Here is a 20,749-nt window from a genome sequence, read left to right on the forward strand (position 1 = left end):
AACAATGAATCTATCAACCTTAAACATCAATTCAGAAGCTACACTTGACCGCATCAAGTCTGTGGTCAACAGAACACCGCTTCAATATAATCGGCATCTATCCGAAAAATATGGTGCCGAAGTCTATCTCAAACGGGAAGATTTACAAGTCGTACGTTCCTATAAATTACGCGGTGCCTACAATAAAATTATCTCCTTAACAGCGGAAGAGCGACAACGCGGCGTTGTATGTGCGAGTGCAGGTAACCACGCCCAAGGCGTTGCTTTCTCCTGCAATAAACTCGACATCAAAGGCGTGATATTTATGCCGGGTCCTACACCACGCCAAAAGATCTCACAAACGGAAATGTGGGGTAACGGTAATGTAGAGATTATCTTGACAGGAGACACTTTTGATGACTGTCAAAAAGCGGCGCTGGCTTACACAGAAGAACATGGTATGACTTTCATCCCGCCATTTGATGATCTCAAAGTTGTGGAAGGACAGGGTACTGTGGCCGTTGAAGCTCTACAAGATCTTCCCGATATGGATGCCATATTTATCCCAATTGGTGGCGGTGGACTTGCCGCGGGAGCGAGCTATTACCTGAAGAGTAAAAACAAAGCGATCAAATGTTATGGTGTTGAACCCGAAGGAGCTCCTTCTATGCAAGCGGCCTTGACACATGGCGCACCGATCGAGCTCGAGCATATCAACAAATTTGTTGATGGAGCCGCTGTTAAAAAAATCGGTGCAACGACATTTGAAATTGCGAAACAATTGTTGGATGATACACGCTCTATTCCTGAAGGAAAGATCTGTACATGTATCCTAGAGCTGTATAATAAGGATGCAATTGTCGTTGAGCCCGCGGGTGCTTTATCGGTAGCTGCTCTTGAATTTCACAAAGATGAAATTAAAGGCAAGAAAGTCGTCTGCATCATATCCGGTGGAAACAACGATATAGACCGCATGAGTGAAATCAAAGAATTGTCTCTGCTTTACGAAGGGTACAAACATTATTTTATCGTTCGTTTCCCACAACGCCCAGGTGCATTAAAACTCTTCGTTTCTGAAGTATTGGGACCTAAGGATGATATTACCCGTTTTGAGTTTATCAAAAAAACAGAACGCGAAAGAGGTCCAGCGCTAGTCGGCATTGAGCTCAACAAGCCTGAGGATTACGAAACATTGATTGAACGCATGAAAGAATATAAGTTTGATGTCATTGAAATCAACAAAGACCAGACACTATTTGAATATCTTGTTTAAATAATAGGTATAAACGGAAAAAGCCAATGATTCATATCCTGGCTTTTCTCGTTTATATAACCAAAATACCTCACCCAAAGTCTTCAAAAAAAACTAACAATTCCATAACTTAAAAAATCTTATATTTCCTTTATTAAAAGATATTCAATAGCTGAGAAGAGATCGATAAATTATCTTATTTGGCCAAAGGCATATTGCATATAAAAAGTAATTTATCTAAGTTTAATTGTTTAATCAATAATATACGAAAAATGAGAGTACTAATTTTAACAATCCTGACCTTAATAGGTCAACTTACCTTTGCCCAGACCGACAAAAGTAAACGCCCGAGTCCTCCAGACAACACCAAAGTAACCACCACCGACGGTGTCACGATCGACATTAACTATAGCCGCCCTTCTTTGAAAGGCCGTCAGCTTGGTGTTGATATCGCCCCTATCGGCATTGTATGGCGTACTGGAGCGAATGAAGCGACCACCATCGAATTTAATAAAGATGTATTGGTTGAAGGCAAGAAATTAGCCGCTGGAAAATATGGTCTTTACAGTATCCCTGGGGAACACGAAACAACAATTATGTTTAATAAAGTGTGGAATCAGTGGGGAACAAAATATGATGCCAACGAAGATGCCCTACGTGTTTCTGTTAGCAATGCCACAGCAAGCAATTCACAGGAACAGTTTAAGATCAATGCGACTCCACAAGGAGCTATTTCTTTGGAGTGGGGACAGTATGTAGTTCCATTTACGGTTAAAGTGAGCAACTAAACGCAAAACCCATCATCAATGTAATCGGTACGGTACGAGTGAACGATTTTTTAATCAAACAACGGGCCGTCCGATTACATGATTCTTCGCTTCTTTCAGCCCTATTTTAAGAACTTAATTACTTATCAATCCGCTTTATTCATTCCGTATTTTATCATAAAAGCATCGTATTCAGCCTCATCGCGGCACATCTTGTCATACCAGTTCTTTTTAAGAATCAGTGTGGTAATACCCAATATCAGTACACTGGTCAATAAGCCCTGTCCCTGTTGAATAACAATATACATCGGGATCAATGTCAAACAACATTGCCATACAATCCCCACCCCAACATTAAATAAATCACGCTTAAAGTGATCGTTTCTTTTAAGATCAGGGTATTTCTGCAATGCTTTTTGGTGAATTGGCCCCCAAAAGCCCCATGGGCGAACACGAACATAAAAATCAACCAACACAGATTCCTCAGTTGGCTTAGATAACCAAGTTCCAAGTAAGCAACCTAATAACGATAGGACAAACAAAAAGGGGAAATAATAAAGCGGCAAAGTATGTGGGAAAAACTGAGGCAGAATAATTGCGCCGAATATACCAGTCAACATTCCCCAAAAAAATCCCGTCCCATTAAATCGCCACCAATGCCACTTAAGCACATTCGCGGCAATATATCCACCATAGAGTGCCGAAACGATCCACTGCAGCACCGAATTGATGTTTTGGACATATAATCCGATGATCGTGCTACAGACAACCACAGAAACAGAAACAATATAACTCAAACGAATCTGTTTTTTAGGCGAAGCCGAACGATAAAAAAATTTCAGCAAGACATCATTGACCAAATACGCTTGCGCCGCATTTATCGTTGAAGCAAAAGAAGACATAAAAGCAGCCAGAAGTCCCGCCAATAGTAAACCTGTCAATCCAACCTTCCCAAAACGACTAATTGCTTTGGGTAAGATGATCTCGAAATCCATATGGCTTCCCATTGCTGTAAACTCATCCCGAAAGAACACAAGCGCTAACACCGTAAAACCCATGATCATCAGATAACGCGGGATCAGCAAGATAACAGATACCGAACCGCTCATTAATGCGGCCTCTTTTGGTGACCTACAAGCAAGAATCTTTTGCATATCATAGTTTGCCGCGGGCCCAGCCATACTCATGAAAATACCTTTGAAAAGCATCATCATCACAAATATGGTAAACAGGTTGTATTGATCATCGGCTATTCTGTCCATAATAGAAGGGAGTACGTTACTCCAGTCCATATCCAAATGCCAGCCAAAGAAGGGAGAGTCCCATCCCTCAGGAGTATTGGCGGCCAACAATTCAGGACTTACCTGCTGCATTGCAATCACTGCGATTGCAATGCCGGATACAATCATGATAGCGAACTTCACCATATCTGCCCAAACGATACTATGCATGCCGCCAAGCATGACATAAAATGTCGTGATAGCAGTAAAAAACATGCCGTATAATTGGGGAACATACATCGGGTCAATAGTTAAGGGAATGAACCGCGAAAGCTGTTCCCAGGGGAAGAATACCTCCATAAATTTACCGATTCCGATAAAGCCGTAACATAGAAAACCCAATACTGCTACAATAGCGTATAGAATGACAATGGTGTAAGCTCCATCTGCACCCTTACCATGTCCAAAACGGGTTCGGATCCATTCAGCTCCCGTCAAAACATTTGAACGCCGCAGCCATACTGAAAGGTAAACCATCAGGAAAATCTGATTAAAGACAGGCCATAACCAAGGAATCCACATACTCTTGAGGCCATAGACAAAGGCAAGATAAACCATCCACATTGTGCCCGAAATATCGAACATCCCCGATGCATCAGAAATACCAAGCATATAGTAAGGAAGTGACTTCCCTCCCAAGAAATAAGAGTCGAGATCCTTAGAAGCTCGCTTTTTAAGAATCAGGCCAATGACAATCATCGTCAGCAAATAACAGACAATGATCACTATATCTATTACGGAAAGTTCCATGAATATTCTTCTCGTGGTCAACCGCAATCTACAATTATATTTCTACTTCTCCAATTGGCCAATCACGACCGAAACTGGGTAATGATCTGATATTCCTTCGAGATCAGGACCATTGTGCACTTCGACCTGCTGAACCAAAGGCGACAATCGCTCCGACAATAAGATATAATCAAGTCTTTCCGACACTTCTGCTAATCGGCTGTCGCCCCAATTCCAGCCATATATTGTTGCTGTAGGAAAACTGACCCGCTTATTTTCTGGAAATACAGTACGTCCGATACAATCATCAAAACCTGCAGCAATAAAAGTCGACAGCACACTATAGTCAAAACGCTGGCCACGCATATTGCCATATTCTGGATGCGCTTGATCCCAATTCGATAAATTCTTTCTCAGTTGTGCTTTGTGTTCCAGCCAAATTGCATCCAATGGAGAATAAGCATTGAGGTCCCCCATGATCATACAGTTATTCAAGGAATTACTCTTGATATAATCCACAATCTGCTGTGCTTCTTTTAATCGATACTTCCAGGAAAAAGGGCTGAAATGTGTGACTATAATGTCAATATCTTTAATTTTAACATGCAGCATACCATGCCAAAACTCATCCACCTGGGCTTTGATCAGGGTAATCGGATAGCGAGATGTAATCCCTACTGGATAGCCCTTCTCCTTGAGTAAGACGCTGTAGTGGTGTCCGTAGGATTCGGCCAGCTGTTGAAGATCGGCCTGTTTGAAATCGACCAGTTCTTCCAAAGCAACAATATCCGGTTGCTGTCGTTCCATCCAATGGACAAATTTATCCGATCTTGCTTTCGTATGCTCAAATCCATTCCAGATATTATAAGATATTATCTTTAGCGGTTGATCGGCCTGAGATTTCACTGTCAAACACAGCAAGAGTAAAGCAATCACTCCATAAAACTTGATCAGATCTTTCATTTGTATACTCCTAAATATCGATTTTATAACTAACAATAAGCCTTTATAACTAACAACAAGCCGGGCTATCCGATCTAGAATAGGAGACCGGCTTTCAATTTTCACATCCTATTATCAGGCCCGTTTCACACCGTTTCGGGAACAAATTCCAGATTACATAACATATAGCGCATTGCGACCAATAAGCTGGAGGACATTGTCAACCGAGGTTGCCGAGCGCAAACCGTCGGATGCTGTATTTAGACAATAATCCAAAAGCCGGTCAACCGAGGATACAGCAACATGCATTCGTGTATCACTCGATGCATAGTAGATATAAACCATGCCATTGGGATTCATGATCCAACCGTTAGAAAACAACACATTGGAAACATCACCGATCCGTTCTTCTCCCTCCGGAGCCATCAGATAACCAGCAGGCTCGGCGATCAATTGGCTTGGATCATCCAGACTGGTGAGATAAAGGTAGAGCACATAACGTAACCCTGCTGCCGTCCCCCGTACGCCATGGGCAAGGTGTAGCCAGCCTTTCTCCGTTTTTAAAGGCGCAGGGCCCTCACCATTTTTCAGCTCTTTAATCGTATGATAAAAACGTTTGTTGATAATTTGTTCTTCAACAACAACGGCATTTTTAATATCATCAATCAATGACCATCCAATTCCACCTCCACGTTTTGCTAGGATAAAATCATCTTGTGGTCGTGTATAGAGGGCATATTTCCCCTGTACAAATTCGGGGTGCAATACGACATTTCGCTGTTGACTGCTCGCTTTCAGATTGGGTAAACGCTCCCAGTGCTTCAAATCTTTTGATCGAATGATCCCTGCTGAAGCAACGGCGCTGGAGAGATCCCCCGGAGCAGCTGCGGCATCGCGTTTTTCACTGCAAAAAATACCATACACCCAACCGTCTTCATGAGCAGTCAGCCGGATATCATATACATTTGTTTCCTCTTTATCCAAATCCGGAAGTACCAATGGCTGATCCCAAAAACGAAAATTATCCACCCCATTTTCACTTTCTGCTATCGCAAAAAATGATTTCCGATCAGCCCCTTCAACCCGAACAAACAACAGATACTTTCCTTGCCAATAGAGTGCCCCCGCATTCATTGTTGAATTGAAGGTGATTCGCTCTAGAAAAAGAGGGTTTGTCAAGGGATTAAAATCGTAACGCCAGGTCAACGGGATATGTTCTTTGGTAACAACAGGATATAAATAACGCTTAACAATTTTTCCTTGATTAGACAGTTCAACATTAGTTCTCTCCAATAATAAGCGTTGTGATTCGATAATATAAGCTTGCTGACGTTCAAATGATTCGGCCATAAATTTAGTTCAGTTCAAAAAAATAGTTACTTTACAAGTTTTCGGGATAAAGTGGCATACGGGTCACACGATGGAATGCCGTACCGCTACCAGTAGCGACCTCAAGATCAAATATCACTTCTTTTGTTTTCGGATCAATCTCCACAACACGTCCGCCCGAACCAATAGAAGTTGCTACCCCCATACCCGGACAAAATAAAACATGTCCAGTTTGCCCCAAATATTGTACGCCCGATATGGCCTGTGAAAAGCCTTGCGTGCCACGATCTTTTCCATAAGACCATACTTGCTGTACCGTTCTATTGGTCAGGTCAACCTTATATTCCACTACCCGGCTAAAGCTTTTCACCCCGGGAGCAAAATTTGATTTCCATTGCCGGTTATACCCATTGTCAAAAACCAAAATACGATCCTTGCTCAACGCGACAGGTGTATGTGGCCCCCAAGGCCAGTCAAAACCTGCAACCGCAGCATCTCCATTGATCACTGCTGGGTCTGTAATTGCAGTGCCATCTTCGGCAATTGGCTTTAGCAACAAGGTCTGATATTTGGCTCCCCAATTTTTATGGGGCGATATAATCCATTGCGTCACTCCCGAATGATTAAAACTGAAAATCCCCTGATAACGTGCCGTGGCCAATAAATCTTCGCCAATTTCTGTAATTGAATTATTATGTGCCCAATTATTTGGACTCTGCGAGAAGGCCGGTGGTGTAATACCATCGGGCTTGATATAACGCGTTGTATCCAGTTGCTTGGCAAGATCCCATTCATTGACTAAGACACCTGTTTGGGGGTTCAATTCGATGATAAAGTCGTTAATACGCGGTTCGCCATTAGTTAAACGTGCCGCAACTTTGGTTACATTGATCAAGAAATTACCATTGGCAGCTTCACTAACCTCATGGTGAAATCCATACCCCAGTTTCCCCAGATCCCACTGATTGATCAGATTTCCAAAAAGATCAATTTCAACAACACGTTGTTGCGACTGGTCACCCGAAATAAAGGTCCCTTTTTTGGTCCGCTTAAGACCTATCGATCCGGAAAACTTCTGTAAATCAGGCGATTTTTTCAACAGCAACAACCAACGCAATTCCCCCTCGTTATCAATCATATAAGGTAAAGAAGTATCTAACTCACTCTGACCGGGATAACTCACCAAATTGATCCCAGGTTCCATTTTCTCGGTTTGCCCCTTGACAATCTTCCATTGGGGAAAGTCTTGTACTGTTAGAGCTTGTGTGATAATATGTATCGTTGTGCTACCGCGCTCGTTGCCTTCCTGGTCAGTAAAAGCAAGATCGACCACATTATCATAATCGGCATATAAGCCTAATATCGGTACGTTTTGACGTGGTGTATCATCGTTACATAAATGCGTAATGGCACCCAATTTGCCATGCTTACCATGCACAGTCACCCGTACTCGACCATAGGTCGGTAACCATACATTTACCATGGCCGACAGTGGATTATAACCCGAAGGATCGAGTTTAATATTTTCAACAATAAAATCGAGCGAAGTACCTTTGGTAGGTACCTCCACCTCCGATCCGTCGCTAAAGGAGAGTTTTGTACGCCAATGTGCCAGATCAGAAGTTATCTTGAGAATATCCTTTACGGGGACATTTACGGCTCCCTTCTCAAAGTTGAAAACATACTCTAGTGTATGTTGATTGACATCAAGCAACAATTCTCCAGCATCGATTTTGGATGTCAATGCCAGCTTGGAAGATAATTCATTCGTTGTTTCCCGATCTTTCTTACAGGAAAAAAACAACAGAACAAAGCCTATAAGTGGCAAAATCAAAGTAGTGAAAAATCTACCCATCCGTTGTACTGCAATCATACATATTATTGTTTAAAAGAAATTTCAAAAAGTATTCCGGCAGAGGCATCTACTCCCCTACCGGAAAAAACTAACACTCAACTGTGGAATCGAGAATAAATTTTTATGTGTATGCCAAGCTCTTAGTGATTTACACAGAAAGGATAACCACTAGCTTGACTAGCAAGTATACATATGATGGAAAATTGGTCATAATCATTAAGTTGATAATTTCCGAAGTTCGACTCCGGCCCCCCGCATTTAGATCCCTTCATTGGCAATCCATAAAGATATTGGCCAGAATTCGATCCTAAAAAGAACCCTTCAACTTCGTAAGTTCCTGCTGGAATGTTCGTATAAAAGTTAACACCAGGTGCAATAGGATAATACAAAGTCATCACTATATTTCCATTTTGTTTAAGATAAACACCACAATTAGGTAATGCTGTACCTGTTGAATTATTGAGGTTTATAGAAACGGTATTAGCAAATACCAGCTTCTTTGTTTTTACATAACCCTTACTATTTGTATTATTCTCATTTTCAATAAGTTTAGGAACAGAATAGCTGCTTGCAACAAAAGCCATACAACACAATAAGCATAATGTCAGATAATTTTTCATAATACTTTACAATTTTAATGATCGTTAAATTTATACGGATTAAGATTTTGACTATACTTCTTTATCGCCACAACGGATGCTGCTGAATCTTGGTGTTGGTATTAATTTCACCCTCTGGCAAAGGCAGATAATAATGCTTTGGTTGAAACTCGGTGGCACCTTGCTTTTTATTATCTACAAAAATCTGCTTCATTTGAGCATAAGGATACCAGCGTTTTAAATCGAAGAAACGATGACCTTCAAAGAAAAACTCAAGTTCGTTCTGGTGAATAATCTCTTTCATCAAATCATCCGCGTTGGTCCAAGTTTTATTGGCTAATCCTGCACGATCGCGAACGCGTTTTAAACTAGAAGCTGCCCCGGCAGTGTTACCATTCTTAGCACATGCCTCTGCATGTAAAAGTAGCACTTCTGCAAAACGTAGCAGACGGAAGTTATTGTTTGTATTTGCGGCGTCGTACATACTGTTAGCTCCGGATACATTTCTAAAGAAGTTGGTGTATTTCTTGATCAAGAATCTTCCAGGCTTATTATCTATCGTCGGATACACAAGACCTGGATTTGCTGAAATTTTAGCCATAGACTCTGACCACAACTTATCAAAAGAAAGATTGCCGAACCAAGCGCCGTCTGTAAGACCAGTTTCATAGTCCGAATATTTCCAGTAGAAGCTGGTATACATCCGTTTGTCAAAACGGCTATCTGATCCACTTGGGCGCTCCTCTGCGATAAAATCGCGAACAACGGAAATACCTGGTACCAACTTAAACCAAGCCCCTGTACCTGCCGGTCCCGCAAAATTGGGAATGATAAATCCTTGACGACTATTGGGATTCTCTGCCCCCCAAATACCATCTGAACCATATTTACCATCATATACCAATTCCCAAACGGATTCTTTATTTAACTTTGTATTGTCTTTAAAATTATCTTCGAAATTTTCGACAAGATCATAGTTATAAGGAGCAGTTAACAGCGTCTTCAATTCTGTTTCGGCTTCCCCGTATTGTTTAGTATACACCAATGCCTTTCCTAAAAAAGCAATCGCTGCTCCTTTAGTCACTCGGCCTGCTTCTGCTGCTGGACGTGTAACAGGTAAATTTTCTTTTGCAGCCTTGAAGTCCGCGATCACTTGTTTCCAGATATCAGCTTCAGCTGTCGATGGTTTATTTTCGGGATCAACATCTGCGGGAACCAACAATAACGGTACATCACCATAATTGGAAGCCAACAAAAAGTAATATACGCCCCGTAAAAAAGTAGCCTCGGAAATCAGCTCCTTTCTCTTTGCTTCGTCCATGGAAACTTTCCCAATATTATAGAGAAGCACATTGGCTCGATTAATACCATTATATAAACTTCCAAAATCACTTCCTCCAGTTCCCGGAGTATTTAGAAAGGTTGCATATTCCCATGTAAATCTTTCTTCACCTGCAAGGAACCAAACATCATCAGCACGATTCATCGTCTGCCATCCCGTATAGGCGCCATAATACCCTTCCATTTGCCCACGGATAGGTGAATAAACGGTTGCCATTGCCGCCTGTACTTCAGCTTCATTCGACCAGAAAATCTCCGACACCGGTTTGTTTGGGTTCGTACGATTGAGAAAATCTTTGCTGCAGCTTCCCATCAAAAGAAGAACGGCTGCTGCTGCTGTATATTTTTTAATTGAAATCTTCATCCTTTTCATTTTAAATTTAATTGTAAACTTCCTGTAATCCACTAGAAATTAGCCTGTATACCAAACATAATAGTTCGCGCCAGCGGATACCGACCATGATCTGTACCAGCTGTCATTACTCCTGTCTGGCCGACCCCATTATCGTTATTGCTTGGACCTAAATCAGGGCTATAACCTTTATATTTTGTTACGGTAAACAGGTTGTCAGCAGCCAAATAAATACGCGCATTTTTCAAGGTTACTTTATTCAACCAAGTATTAGGTAGTGTATAGCCCAATTCTATTGTTTTTAAACGGAAGAACGCACCGCTTTCCAACCAGCGGTCACTGACGCGACGTACGTTACCATTGGGATCCTCACGCGTATAACGCGGGATATCGGTATTGGTACTACTTGCTGTCCACGAATTCAAAAGACTGGTAGAATAATTATGCACCTCACTTGTGCTCTCTATTCTAGCACGCGTATAATTGTATATTTTGTTACCGTACATACCATCAAAGAAGAACGCAAAATCAACGCCTTTATAATCCAGTCCACCACGGATACCGTAGGCTAATGAAGGATAAGGACTGCCCATGTATTGACGATCGTTGTTATCGATCTTTCCATCGCCATTGTAGTCAACGAACTTAATGTCCCCAGCTTTGGCAGTAGGTTGGATTACAGTACCATTCCCCGATTTATAGGCTTGTACTTCAGCATCTGACTGGAACAATCCATCCGTTTGAATCAGCCAAAAACCGCCAATGGGATAACCAACTTTAGCCCAACTAATTACACCTTCACCCTGTGGATTATATCCCTCAAACTCCTGCTTATTTCCCACGGTAATCGCTTTCATTTTATTTTTAACGGCCGAAGCGTTGACACCGATATTGTAATTTACCTCACCAATTGCATCGCGATAGCTCGCTAAAAACTCGAAACCCTTGTTACTGATAGTACCCGCATTCATTACTGGTGAACCCGATTTTCCTGCAGAAGGTGGTTGGTTGATTGACAACAAGATATCTTTCGTATTTCGAACATAATAATCTGCACTGATTCTTAGCTTACTTTGTAAAAAAGCCAGGTCAACACCGAGGTTACTCGTCTCGGTCTCTTCCCAAGTTAGATTAGATGGCGAAACCCAGCTCGTTCCAGGGATTGCTCCTTGCCACCACGCTCCACCTTGGATATAGTTAATACCGTATCTCGTAACATTTTGTGTCGTATAATTGGCAATCTCCTGATTACCCAAGCGACCATAAGTTGCGCGGATTTTGAATTCATTGACTGTATTTTTCGCCTTTTCAAAAAAGCTTTCGTTCATGATATTCCAGCCCAGAGCCACCGATGGGAAAACCCCATAGCGATGTCCATTATCAAACTTCGAAGATCCGTCTCGACGAACCGTTGCCGTAAATAGATAACGGTTATCATACGTATACATCACACGACCAAATTGCGATATCATGGATGCTTCCTGCAGACTTCCTGAAGTTGATTGCTCTGCTGGTGATGCTGCATCAATTGCATCCGTGCCTGCTGGAATATCAAGTCTCTTGGCACCAAATCCTCTATTTGAGTTTTCCTGAGAGGAGTAACCCGCCAATAAGGAAATTGTATGCTTATCAAAAGTATTGTCGTAATGTAAGGTATTTTCAATCAGCCACTGATTATTGAAGAAAGCGCTTTCATTCAGCGAAGATTGCAAAACGGCAGTACCATCGGGACGTCGATCCGATTTGTTATAATTTCTTCCTGTGGTTCTATTAATCCCTACATTCAATCTATATTTTAATCCTTTTACAAAAAGATCTGCCTCCGCATATCCATTGAGCATGATATCTGTCTGATAGACATGATTAGTATTGAGATTCAAATTACCAACGGGATTATCCAAATTTTTCATCCATGGTGCATAGGTTGAATATCCACCGACAACATTGGCATCATAAACTGGTAATAACGGATTTTGACGAAGGATATCTGTGATTACCAAATTGGCATATTGGCGATCCCCCGATTTAATCAAGAAAGTATTTCCAACACGGAGATGATCATTGAAAAAGTTAAAGGTATTTTTGCTACGTACATTGAAAGATTCATAACCCGTTGTTTTCAAAATACCTTTTTGATTCAGATACCCTCCGGAAACACTATAGGTCGATCGATCGCCACCACCAGCAACATCCAGATTGATCTTATTCACGGGTGCTGTTTGAAACACTTCATCTTGCCAGTCGGTATTCGCATTGAAGTCTTTGGCCTGTACTGGTAGGTATCCCTTTTCGTCCACAAATTTTTTCCATTGCGGTCCATCCATCAAGCTCATTTTTTTTGGTAGACTTTGTACCCCAGTATAAGCATTTAAACTCAACGTGGCTGGACTTGCCCTTTTACCGCCCTTCGTTGTAATAATCACCACTCCATTAGCCGCACGAGAACCATAAATAGCTGCTGCTGATGCATCTTTTAATACTTCCAATGAAGCGATATCATTTGGATCTACCGTATTGATATCGCCAAATACACCATCAATCACATATAAAGGATTAGTACTGCCCATCGAACCTATACCACGAATATTGATATTCATTCCTGCTCCTGGCGATCCGCCAGCATTTGACACACTCACCCCAGCAACGCGCCCCTGTAAAGCGCCGGCAGCACTTTTAGCTAAAGTAGATTGTAGATCCTTGCCCGTCACGGATGCCACTGCACCAGTCAAATCACTTTTTTTCACCGTACCATAGCCGATCACCACAACTTCATCTAATTCCGTACCCGACTGAAGTACAACACTATAGATTGATTCATCATTGACAAGCACCTCTTGCTCCTTCATCCCCACGTAGGTAATTTTTAAGGTTTTTCCTTTCGCAACATCAAGTGTAAAAGAACCATCTGCATCTGTTTTCGTTCCGCTGGCGCTGCCCTTGATATTGACCGTAGCTCCTGCCACTGGCTTATTATCCGCATCGAGGACTTTGCCCCTCACCTTTTGGGATTGCTGTGCAAAGGCTAAGCTCCCATAAGTGGAAAGTAAGAGTAGTAAAGCTGTTTTTCTCATATTGTGTGTATTTAAGGTTTACAATAAATAGATGGTTTGTATAATATGTCTATACTTAATTGGTATTCTTATATCGGTTTGTTTGACGAAATTAGAGAAAAGGAGAAGCCGTAAATAGCAAGATCAACTCATTTGTATTGTACTTTTCATTCATATTTCTCCTGGGAAAAACACAAAAATGTCAACACAAACGATTGCGCAAAATAGAAATGACAATAAAATAGGAAAAAAAATGAGGCAACAGAACAACACTGTAAACAGTTAAAAAACAGCACATTAAAAACAAAGAAAGGTCACTTTATTGAACTTTAGACTCACTTGTATTGAATTATCTAGCAAGAGGAACAGAGGTAATCAATAATTAAATAGCGTTGAAACGCCCCCATATTCACGGAATAGTTGACTTTATTTAGATAGACCTATATAGATCTTTCGTTTATCTAAAAAAGAGAAATGGAAAAAGAAAAAATTAGATGATCATCTGTTGCTTGCGGAGGCTATTTCTATACTCGACGGGAGTGAGGTCCTTTTTCTTTTTAAATACACGGTAGAAATACGAAACGCTGTTAAAGCCACATTGTTCGACAATATCGGCAATCAAGGTCTCTTCTTTCAGTAGTCGCACAGCCATATTGATCCGAAAATCGAGCAGATAATCTGTAAAATTCATCCCTGTAGTCGATTTCAGAAAACGGGAAAATGTTGATTTGCTCATGTTCATCACCGCGGCAACCATAGGAAGGCTCAATTCTCTATTTACATGGGTAACGATATATTCCTGCAATCGTCCCATCATCAATTCGCTATTGCTCAGCACTGTATTGGTCGCAGTAGATAATACACGGATATCTTCACCCTTGGACAATTCGTACAGCAACACCAAAAGTTTCATAACCGAATAGAATCCATCCCTTTCCAAAGTCAGTATGCGTAACAGCGGTAATACCCGATCTACTGTGTCTTTCCCAAAAACTACACCACGCGAAGCTTTGGATAATAACTGCTGTATACTTGCAAACTGCTTTTTATCCAGATACTGTTCAATTAATGAAGGGTGAAACTGAATCGTGATCTCATGAATATCATTCGATTGGCAATCGCCATCTTTCCAGGCGTGTTCAAGCTCAGGACTTGCAATGAGTACCAGATCCCGCTCGCCAATAGACTCTATCGAGTTGCCAATGATACGTTGTGCCCCCACTGCCCCCTCAACATAATTGAGCTCATATTCTGGGTGAATATGTACAGGAAACGTAAAAGAAGATTTTCTCCGATCGAAGACCACAAAGCAGTCATCGGAAGATAATGGCGATTTCTCTCTAAATATATCAGGTCTCATAATTGGATTTTCCCTCCAGTAAATTACCCAAACTTAAAAAAATAATATGTATAATCCATTGGTACTTCAGCACATTTGCCGGCCGGCCAACAGGAGCCTGCCAAAGTTGAGCCCTAACTTCGGGGTATCCAAATCAGATTAACGCAGATCAAGTGAAGCATATCGATCCATCTAAGCGAAACTTGAGCAACAAAAAAGGTTGCCTTTTACGGCAACCTTTTATATTCGTTTTGATTTTCACCTTATTTTTTAAGGTATTTCTCCAAAAATTGATCCTGCTCCCAAAGTAAATGGAAGATATTTTCTTTGGCGACGTATCCATGTGCTTCGCGTGGTAAAATAACCATACGCACGGGAGCTCCCAAGTTTTTCAGGGCCTGGAAATAGCGTTCTGTCTGCAGGGTGAATGTTCCGGGATTATTATCGGCTCCGCCGTGAACCAACAAAAGTGGGGTTTTCATCCGATCAGCACTCACAAATGGAGACATCGTCATATACAAGGCTGGATCATCCCAGAAGTTACGTTGTTCACTCTGAAAACCAAATGGTGTTAAGGTCCGATTGTATGCTCCAGAACGCGCTATTCCTGCGGCAAACAATTTTGAATTGGACAACAGATGTGCTGTCATAAACGCACCATAGGAATGCCCACCCACAGCAACTTTTTTCCGATCGATATAACCCAAATGATCTACCGCATCAATTGCAGCTTCGGCATTTGCCACAAGTTGTTCAATAAAGGTATCATTCGGTTCTTTTGTTCCCTCTCCAACAATAGGGAAGGCCGCATTATCCAATACAGCATACCCCTTCGATACCCAGTAGATAAAAGAACCATAACTTGGGAAGGTAAACTCCTTCGGATTGGCCGTACTTTGTCCGGCTGTATTTTTGTCCTTATATTCCCGTGGATAAGCCCACATTAGCAGAGGCAACTTCTCTTTCTTCGTAAAATCATAACCGGCAGGTAAATATAATGTTCCGGAAAGTTCGACTCCATCCTTGCGCTTGTACTTTAAAATCTCTTTATGAACTTTTTCCAAAGATTTAAACGGATTTTCCAAGGAGGTGAGTGTCAGCTGTTTCCCCGATTTCATATTTTTCATGAAATAATTCGGATAAATCGATGCTGACTGAAGCGAAATCAACAAATCCCCAGTTTTAGGGTTTACTAGTTGGGTGATACGTTCCTGCATTTCAGATGCTGGAGCAGTGTAGATGCGTTTTTTCTTCAATGAATGCAGATCAAGCTCATCCACAAAAGGAAACTCGCCATTTTTAGTAAAACCCTTACCTACAAACAACGCTTTATCCTTATCTATATACATCGAATAAGTGCCTAAACTATTTTTTTCCATATACACATCTCCCGGATCATTATAGACGTCCTGACTGTTCCGGTCATGCAATAGTTTAGATTCTCCCGAGGAAGGATTCACCACAAAAGTTTTTGCATTTCTCGTATCATACCACTGCGAATTGATCAATGCATATTTATCATTCCCCCATGTTACACCAGCATAACGGTCTTTGATTTTAAAAATAAGCTTTCCCGCACCATTGTAAGGGTAAGATAAAGTATATAAGGCATCACGAAACTCCGCAGGTTTGTTCGCATCCCCGCCATCCAAGGCTTCTACATAAGCCAACGTAGCTGGCTGATCACTCCGCCAATGCCAGGCACGTTTTCCCGATCGTGCCGACGAAAAACCTTTGGGCATTACCTCTGTCAAGGCTGTCTCATTGACCAGCGCTATTTCCTTGCCCGATCGATCATATATACGAACCTGCTGTGGAAAAGACGAGACCGGAACTACGTAGGAATAAGGTTTTGCGATCGTCGTGATCATCACATACTCACCATCCGGCGAGAAACTGATCCCCGTATAAATGGCTTTATCTTTAAAGGAAGAAATCTTGCCGTCCAGATCTACAAGTTCAAGGTTGGATTGCACCAATGTTTCAAAATTCACTTCATCCTGCGGATTTTTAAGCAGGTCTTGGTATGTCCTCAATTGGGACACCTTCCCATCACTTGTTGAGACAATAGGTCCCGTCGGCAAATCTTTTGAAGGATCCAACAGTGCAGCCCTATCCTTTGGCAGGCTTGTAATCAGTAAACCGGAAGAATTTCTCAGCCACTGAAATGGTGCTGTCAATGTTCCATTCAAATTGTAAGCTGTCAACTGTTTGACATTTCGCGTTGCAAGATCAATGACAAATAAGGCCGTTCCACTTTCATTTGTATTGCTAAATGCCAAACGCTTATTGTCTGGAGAGAACACAAAATTGGCCATCGCCGCTTTTTCGGGCATCCCCATGAAGTCGGAAAATTCCATATTTTGTCCTATTTTTTTCAAGGCAATCTTATCGAAAAAGATTGTCGAACTTTCCATGTTCGTTTTAGGATTAATCCGCAATCCCGCCAGTTTCATTTCTTCCTGGCCTAAGTCCGCCAGGCTTTTATACGTAGGCCGGAACGTAAATAACATCCAATTTCTATCGCTTGAAATCTTTATTTGAGGTGGGCGCACATAATCGGCTAAGGCCAAAATTTCTGTAGAGGGTTTTTGAAAGGTAATATTTTCCTGCGCCTGCGTCTGTAGCGACGCTAGAAGCAAGAGACCATAGAATAGTTTCTTCATAAATTTATTTTTCAAATTAGGGCAAAATAAAGTAATAAAATTTTCATAAAAAAGCAAGCTTTGTAGCTTTTTTATGACACTAAAATTAAACTTAAATCATTTGTAAAATAGTGGTAAAATTTACTAATTTAAAGTTATCCACATTTGTAAAATTAAGATAATCAACAATTTACAAACACTAATCTGCAGCAAACGCATTCTCTGACAAACTTTTACCCAAAATGTGGAAAAGTCAAACTACCGCATCGAAAGAAAATATAAGATATTTGTTAAGCTAATGAAAGAATTGGCAACTCAACGAAGTTTTTAAGTATCGAAACACAGACTTTTCTTTTTGATGAATTGTCTATTTTAAATGGCCAGATGCACCTTAAATCTGGTCTCCCCGATTAAAATTGATACCATTAACTCCGTACCGAGTTTTTCTATAAAGATTGGAATAAAAAAATAAACAAGTAAACATGGCAAGAATTATCAAATTTGAGAAAAACGATTGTGCTCCTTGTGCACAAGTATCGGCTTATTTGGATCAAAAAGGTATCCAATATGAAACGGTTAATCCTTTTGATGAACCAGACTTGGCCGCAAGATTCAAAATCCGCACAGTTCCTACGGTAATTGTGTTGGAAAATGAAGAGATTCAACACCGTATCATTGGCTTTAAACCAGAGGAATTGGCTGCCATTGCACTTTAATAAATTCAGCGTATCATTAAAATGAAACAGTGACATGATACACATTTATTATGATTCCAGAACGGGGAACGTACAACGTTTTATGGATAAAGTAGCTCAGATAACGGGTTGGCAAATCCATAAGATCACCGCCGATTTAACGGTAAAAGCCCCTGGTCATTTGGTCACTTTCACCACAAATTTTGGACAGGTGCCCGAAAACACAAAAGAATTCATGAAACGCGAAGCTAAAAATATCTATTCTGTTACTTCCAGCGGCAACCGCAACTGGGGACCGAATTTTGGTCTAGCAGCTGATCGCATTTCACAGGATTTCGACATTCCACTGGCGTTCAAATTTGAACTGTCCGGAACAATGGAAGATATTAATCAATTTATTGACATCTTAAAGAACTTTTGCGATGGTAGCAAACGAAGTAGCAAAAAACTGGATATTGCTTAATAATGAAATCATGATTAAGCATGATGACGAATTCAGCTTACATAAAGATAAGGAAGCGGTTCGTGCATATTTCTTGGAATATGTAAATAAGAACACAGTGTTCTTTTATACATTAAAAGAAAAAATAGACTATTTGGTAGAAAACAACTATTATATTGACTTTTACCAATGGTTTACATTTGAAGAAATGGAAACGGTATTCAACTATGTATATGCGAAGAAATTCCGTTTCGAATCTTTTATGGCGGCATTCAAATTCTTCCAGAGCTACGCTTTACGTGATGACTCTGGCGAGAAGTTTTTAGAGCGTTATGAAGACCGTGTAGTTGCTGTTTCCTTATTCTTGGCAAGAGAAGAGGGTGTTCAAAAAGCAATTGAGTATGCAGAAATCATGATCAATCAAGAATATCAGCCAGCGACACCTACATTCTTAAATGCAGGAAAGAAACGCTCGGGTGAATTGGTATCTTGTTTCTTGGATGAAATCGGCGACAACTTAAATGGTATCGGTTATGCTGTTGATTCCGCAATGAAATTGTCTTCTATCGGTGGTGGTGTATCGTTCAATATCTCTAAAATCCGTGCTCGCGGAGAAGCTATCAAAGGTGTTGAAGGCCGTGCTGGCGGTGTACTTCCAATCATGAAGATTATGGAAGATACATTTTCATATGCTAACCAGTTGGGACAACGTCCGGGTGCTGGTGCAGTATACCTCAATATTTTCCACTCTGACATCGAAGAATTTTTAGATTGTAAAAAAATCAACGTTGACGAAAAAGTACGTATCAAATCATTGTCGATCGGTATCATCGTTCCTGATAAATTCATGGAATTGGCAGAAAAAGATGAACCCTGCTATTTGATCTACCCACATACGGTGATGCAAGAGTATGGACAATTCTTGGATGAGATGGATATGGACAAGATGTACGACGAATTGATCACGAATCCAAACGTGAAAAAGAAAAAAATCAATGCTCGTCACCTTTTAGTTAAAATTGCACAGACACAAAAAGAATCAGGATATCCTTATATTTTCTTCAAAGAGAACACCAACCGTGTCCATGCATTGAATGAAATCGGTCAGGTGAAATTCTCGAACTTGTGTACTGAAATCATGCAAGTATCTCAAGTATCCGATATTGAGATCTATGGCAAACAGGACACGATCCGTTATGGTATCTCCTGTAACTTAGGCTCCTTAAATATTGCGACTGTAATGGACAACAAACGTATCAAAGAGACCGTAAAAACGGCTATGCGTGCTTTGACTGTCGTTACAGACGTGACCAATATCGATATGGTTCCATCTATTGCAAAAGCAAACCGTGAGTTACATTCTGTAGGGCTTGGTGCAATGAACCTCCATGGTTACCTTGCAAAAAGCTTCATCATGTATGAATCTAACGAGGCGCTGGATTTTGCCAATACCTTCTTTATGATGATGAACTATTATTCATTGGAAGCTTCGATGGAAATTGCCAAAGAACGTGGTAAAACATTTGTTGGGTTTGAAAAATCAGCCTATGCCGATGGAACGTATTTCAACAATTACATAAACCGCGATTACATACCTAAAACAGCTAAGGTAACGGAGTTATTTGAAGGAATACATATTCCAACAGTAGAAGATTGGTTGGAATTAAAAGCAAAAATCAAAGAACATGGTATTTACCATGCTTACCGTTTGGCTATTGCTCCAAATCAATCGACTTCGTATATCATGAATGCAACCGCATCAGTCATGCCAATCGTAGATATCATTGAGGTACGTGAGTATGGAGATAGTACAACTTACTATCCAATGCCATACTTGACAAACGATAATTATTTCTATTTCAAATCGGCTTATGATATGGATCAATTCAAGGTCTTAAAATTGATCTCGGTTATCCAACGCCATATTGATCAGGGTGTATCTACAATTTTGCATACAAACTCAAAGGATTCGACGAGAGATTTGTCTAGATATTATATCTATGCACATAAATTGGGATTGAAATCCCTTTATTATACACGGACAAGAAAATCGACCATCGACGAATGTGTCTCTTGTTCAGCTTAATTTTGAGATTTTAGTATTTGGATATATAATGGGAGAAAGTCAAAAGTTGCCTACGCCATTGGCGGCT

At 40.8% G+C, this 20,749-nt stretch carries 14 protein-coding genes; 5 read left to right on the top strand and 9 right to left on the bottom strand.

Annotation, left to right across the window (positions count from 1 at the left end):
• Nucleotides 1–4 precede the first annotated feature (4 nt).
• Both ilvA and A9970_RS09915 read left to right on the top strand, forming a co-directional pair.
• Nucleotides 5–1,252, top strand: coding sequence for a threonine ammonia-lyase IlvA (gene ilvA / locus A9970_RS09910; protein WP_075994373.1), 1,248 nt, complete (start codon nt 5–7; stop codon nt 1,250–1,252).
• A gap of 251 nt (nt 1,253–1,503) precedes the next feature.
• Complete coding sequence (locus A9970_RS09915; RefSeq protein ID WP_182982176.1) at nt 1,504–2,019, top strand: DUF2911 domain-containing protein; 516 nt, start codon at nt 1,504–1,506, stop codon at nt 2,017–2,019.
• A gap of 125 nt (nt 2,020–2,144) precedes the next feature.
• Here the strand turns inward: A9970_RS09915 and A9970_RS09920 are convergent, their stop codons facing one another.
• From A9970_RS09920 to A9970_RS09960, 9 genes are all read right to left on the bottom strand, one after another.
• A complete protein-coding gene (locus A9970_RS09920; RefSeq protein ID WP_182982177.1) occupies nt 2,145–4,028 on the bottom strand; it encodes a sodium:solute symporter family protein in 1,884 nt (627 codons plus the stop codon).
• Nucleotides 4,029–4,070: 42 nt separating this feature from the next.
• The gene (locus A9970_RS09925) at nt 4,071–4,970 is read right to left on the bottom strand and encodes an endonuclease/exonuclease/phosphatase family protein (protein WP_182982178.1); all 900 of its coding nucleotides are present in this window, start codon (nt 4,968–4,970) and stop codon (nt 4,071–4,073) included.
• A 153-nt stretch (nt 4,971–5,123) separates the two neighbouring features.
• Complete coding sequence (locus A9970_RS09930; RefSeq protein ID WP_182982179.1) at nt 5,124–6,299, bottom strand: glycosidase; 1,176 nt, start codon at nt 6,297–6,299, stop codon at nt 5,124–5,126.
• 31 nt (nt 6,300–6,330) lie between these two features.
• On the bottom strand, nt 6,331–8,151 hold the full coding sequence (locus tag A9970_RS09935) for an aryl-sulfate sulfotransferase (RefSeq protein WP_259655365.1): 1,821 nt from the start codon (nt 8,149–8,151) through the stop codon (nt 6,331–6,333).
• 122 nt (nt 8,152–8,273) lie between these two features.
• The gene (locus A9970_RS09940; protein WP_153844279.1) at nt 8,274–8,753 is read right to left on the bottom strand and encodes a hypothetical protein; all 480 of its coding nucleotides are present in this window, start codon (nt 8,751–8,753) and stop codon (nt 8,274–8,276) included.
• Nucleotides 8,754–8,814: 61 nt separating this feature from the next.
• Nucleotides 8,815–10,437: a RagB/SusD family nutrient uptake outer membrane protein gene (locus tag A9970_RS09945; RefSeq protein ID WP_153844280.1), complete on the bottom strand. Its 1,623-nt coding sequence runs from the start codon at nt 10,435–10,437 to the stop codon at nt 8,815–8,817.
• 41 nt (nt 10,438–10,478) lie between these two features.
• Entirely contained in the window at nt 10,479–13,496 is a 3,018-nt protein-coding gene (locus A9970_RS09950; protein ID WP_182982180.1) for a TonB-dependent receptor, read from the bottom strand.
• A gap of 469 nt (nt 13,497–13,965) precedes the next feature.
• Nucleotides 13,966–14,835: an AraC family transcriptional regulator gene (locus A9970_RS09955; RefSeq protein WP_075994380.1), complete on the bottom strand. Its 870-nt coding sequence runs from the start codon at nt 14,833–14,835 to the stop codon at nt 13,966–13,968.
• 242 nt (nt 14,836–15,077) lie between these two features.
• Nucleotides 15,078–17,480, bottom strand: a complete 2,403-nt coding sequence (locus A9970_RS09960) for a prolyl oligopeptidase family serine peptidase (RefSeq protein WP_182982181.1) — start codon at nt 17,478–17,480, stop codon at nt 15,078–15,080.
• Between the two features lie 461 nt (nt 17,481–17,941).
• Between A9970_RS09960 and A9970_RS09965 the strand changes: the two genes are divergently transcribed.
• Genes A9970_RS09965 through nrdE form a run of 3 tightly spaced genes read left to right on the top strand, consistent with a single transcriptional unit; the run spans nt 17,942 to nt 20,682 of the window.
• Complete coding sequence (locus A9970_RS09965; protein ID WP_046673718.1) at nt 17,942–18,175, top strand: co-chaperone YbbN; 234 nt, start codon at nt 17,942–17,944, stop codon at nt 18,173–18,175.
• A 34-nt stretch (nt 18,176–18,209) separates the two neighbouring features.
• Complete coding sequence (gene nrdI / locus A9970_RS09970) at nt 18,210–18,617, top strand: class Ib ribonucleoside-diphosphate reductase assembly flavoprotein NrdI (protein WP_083296125.1); 408 nt, start codon at nt 18,210–18,212, stop codon at nt 18,615–18,617.
• Nucleotides 18,577–20,682: a class 1b ribonucleoside-diphosphate reductase subunit alpha gene (gene nrdE / locus A9970_RS09975; protein ID WP_120335019.1), complete on the top strand. Its 2,106-nt coding sequence runs from the start codon at nt 18,577–18,579 to the stop codon at nt 20,680–20,682. The genes nrdI and nrdE overlap by 41 nt, the downstream gene beginning before the upstream one ends.
• Nucleotides 20,683–20,749: the final 67 nt, after the last annotated feature.

This window comes from Sphingobacterium sp. UME9, assembly GCF_014170215.1.
Lineage (GTDB): Bacteria > Bacteroidota > Bacteroidia > Sphingobacteriales > Sphingobacteriaceae > Sphingobacterium > Sphingobacterium paramultivorum.

Coding starts and splice junctions, on each gene's coding strand:
- A9970_RS09935 (WP_259655365.1), bottom strand. CDS start 8,151: ATGATTGCAGTACAACGGATGGGTAGATTTTTCACTACTTTGATTTTG.
- nrdE (WP_120335019.1), top strand. CDS start 18,577: ATGGTAGCAAACGAAGTAGCAAAAAACTGGATATTGCTTAATAATGAA.
- nrdI (WP_083296125.1), top strand. CDS start 18,210: ATGATACACATTTATTATGATTCCAGAACGGGGAACGTACAACGTTTT.
- A9970_RS09940 (WP_153844279.1), bottom strand. CDS start 8,753: ATGAAAAATTATCTGACATTATGCTTATTGTGTTGTATGGCTTTTGTT.
- A9970_RS09920 (WP_182982177.1), bottom strand. CDS start 4,028: ATGGAACTTTCCGTAATAGATATAGTGATCATTGTCTGTTATTTGCTG.
- A9970_RS09930 (WP_182982179.1), bottom strand. CDS start 6,299: ATGGCCGAATCATTTGAACGTCAGCAAGCTTATATTATCGAATCACAA.
- A9970_RS09925 (WP_182982178.1), bottom strand. CDS start 4,970: ATGAAAGATCTGATCAAGTTTTATGGAGTGATTGCTTTACTCTTGCTG.
- A9970_RS09945 (WP_153844280.1), bottom strand. CDS start 10,437: ATGAAGATTTCAATTAAAAAATATACAGCAGCAGCAGCCGTTCTTCTT.
- A9970_RS09960 (WP_182982181.1), bottom strand. CDS start 17,480: ATGAAGAAACTATTCTATGGTCTCTTGCTTCTAGCGTCGCTACAGACG.
- A9970_RS09965 (WP_046673718.1), top strand. CDS start 17,942: ATGGCAAGAATTATCAAATTTGAGAAAAACGATTGTGCTCCTTGTGCA.
- ilvA (WP_075994373.1), top strand. CDS start 5: ATGAATCTATCAACCTTAAACATCAATTCAGAAGCTACACTTGACCGC.
- A9970_RS09915 (WP_182982176.1), top strand. CDS start 1,504: ATGAGAGTACTAATTTTAACAATCCTGACCTTAATAGGTCAACTTACC.
- A9970_RS09950 (WP_182982180.1), bottom strand. CDS start 13,496: ATGAGAAAAACAGCTTTACTACTCTTACTTTCCACTTATGGGAGCTTA.
- A9970_RS09955 (WP_075994380.1), bottom strand. CDS start 14,835: ATGAGACCTGATATATTTAGAGAGAAATCGCCATTATCTTCCGATGAC.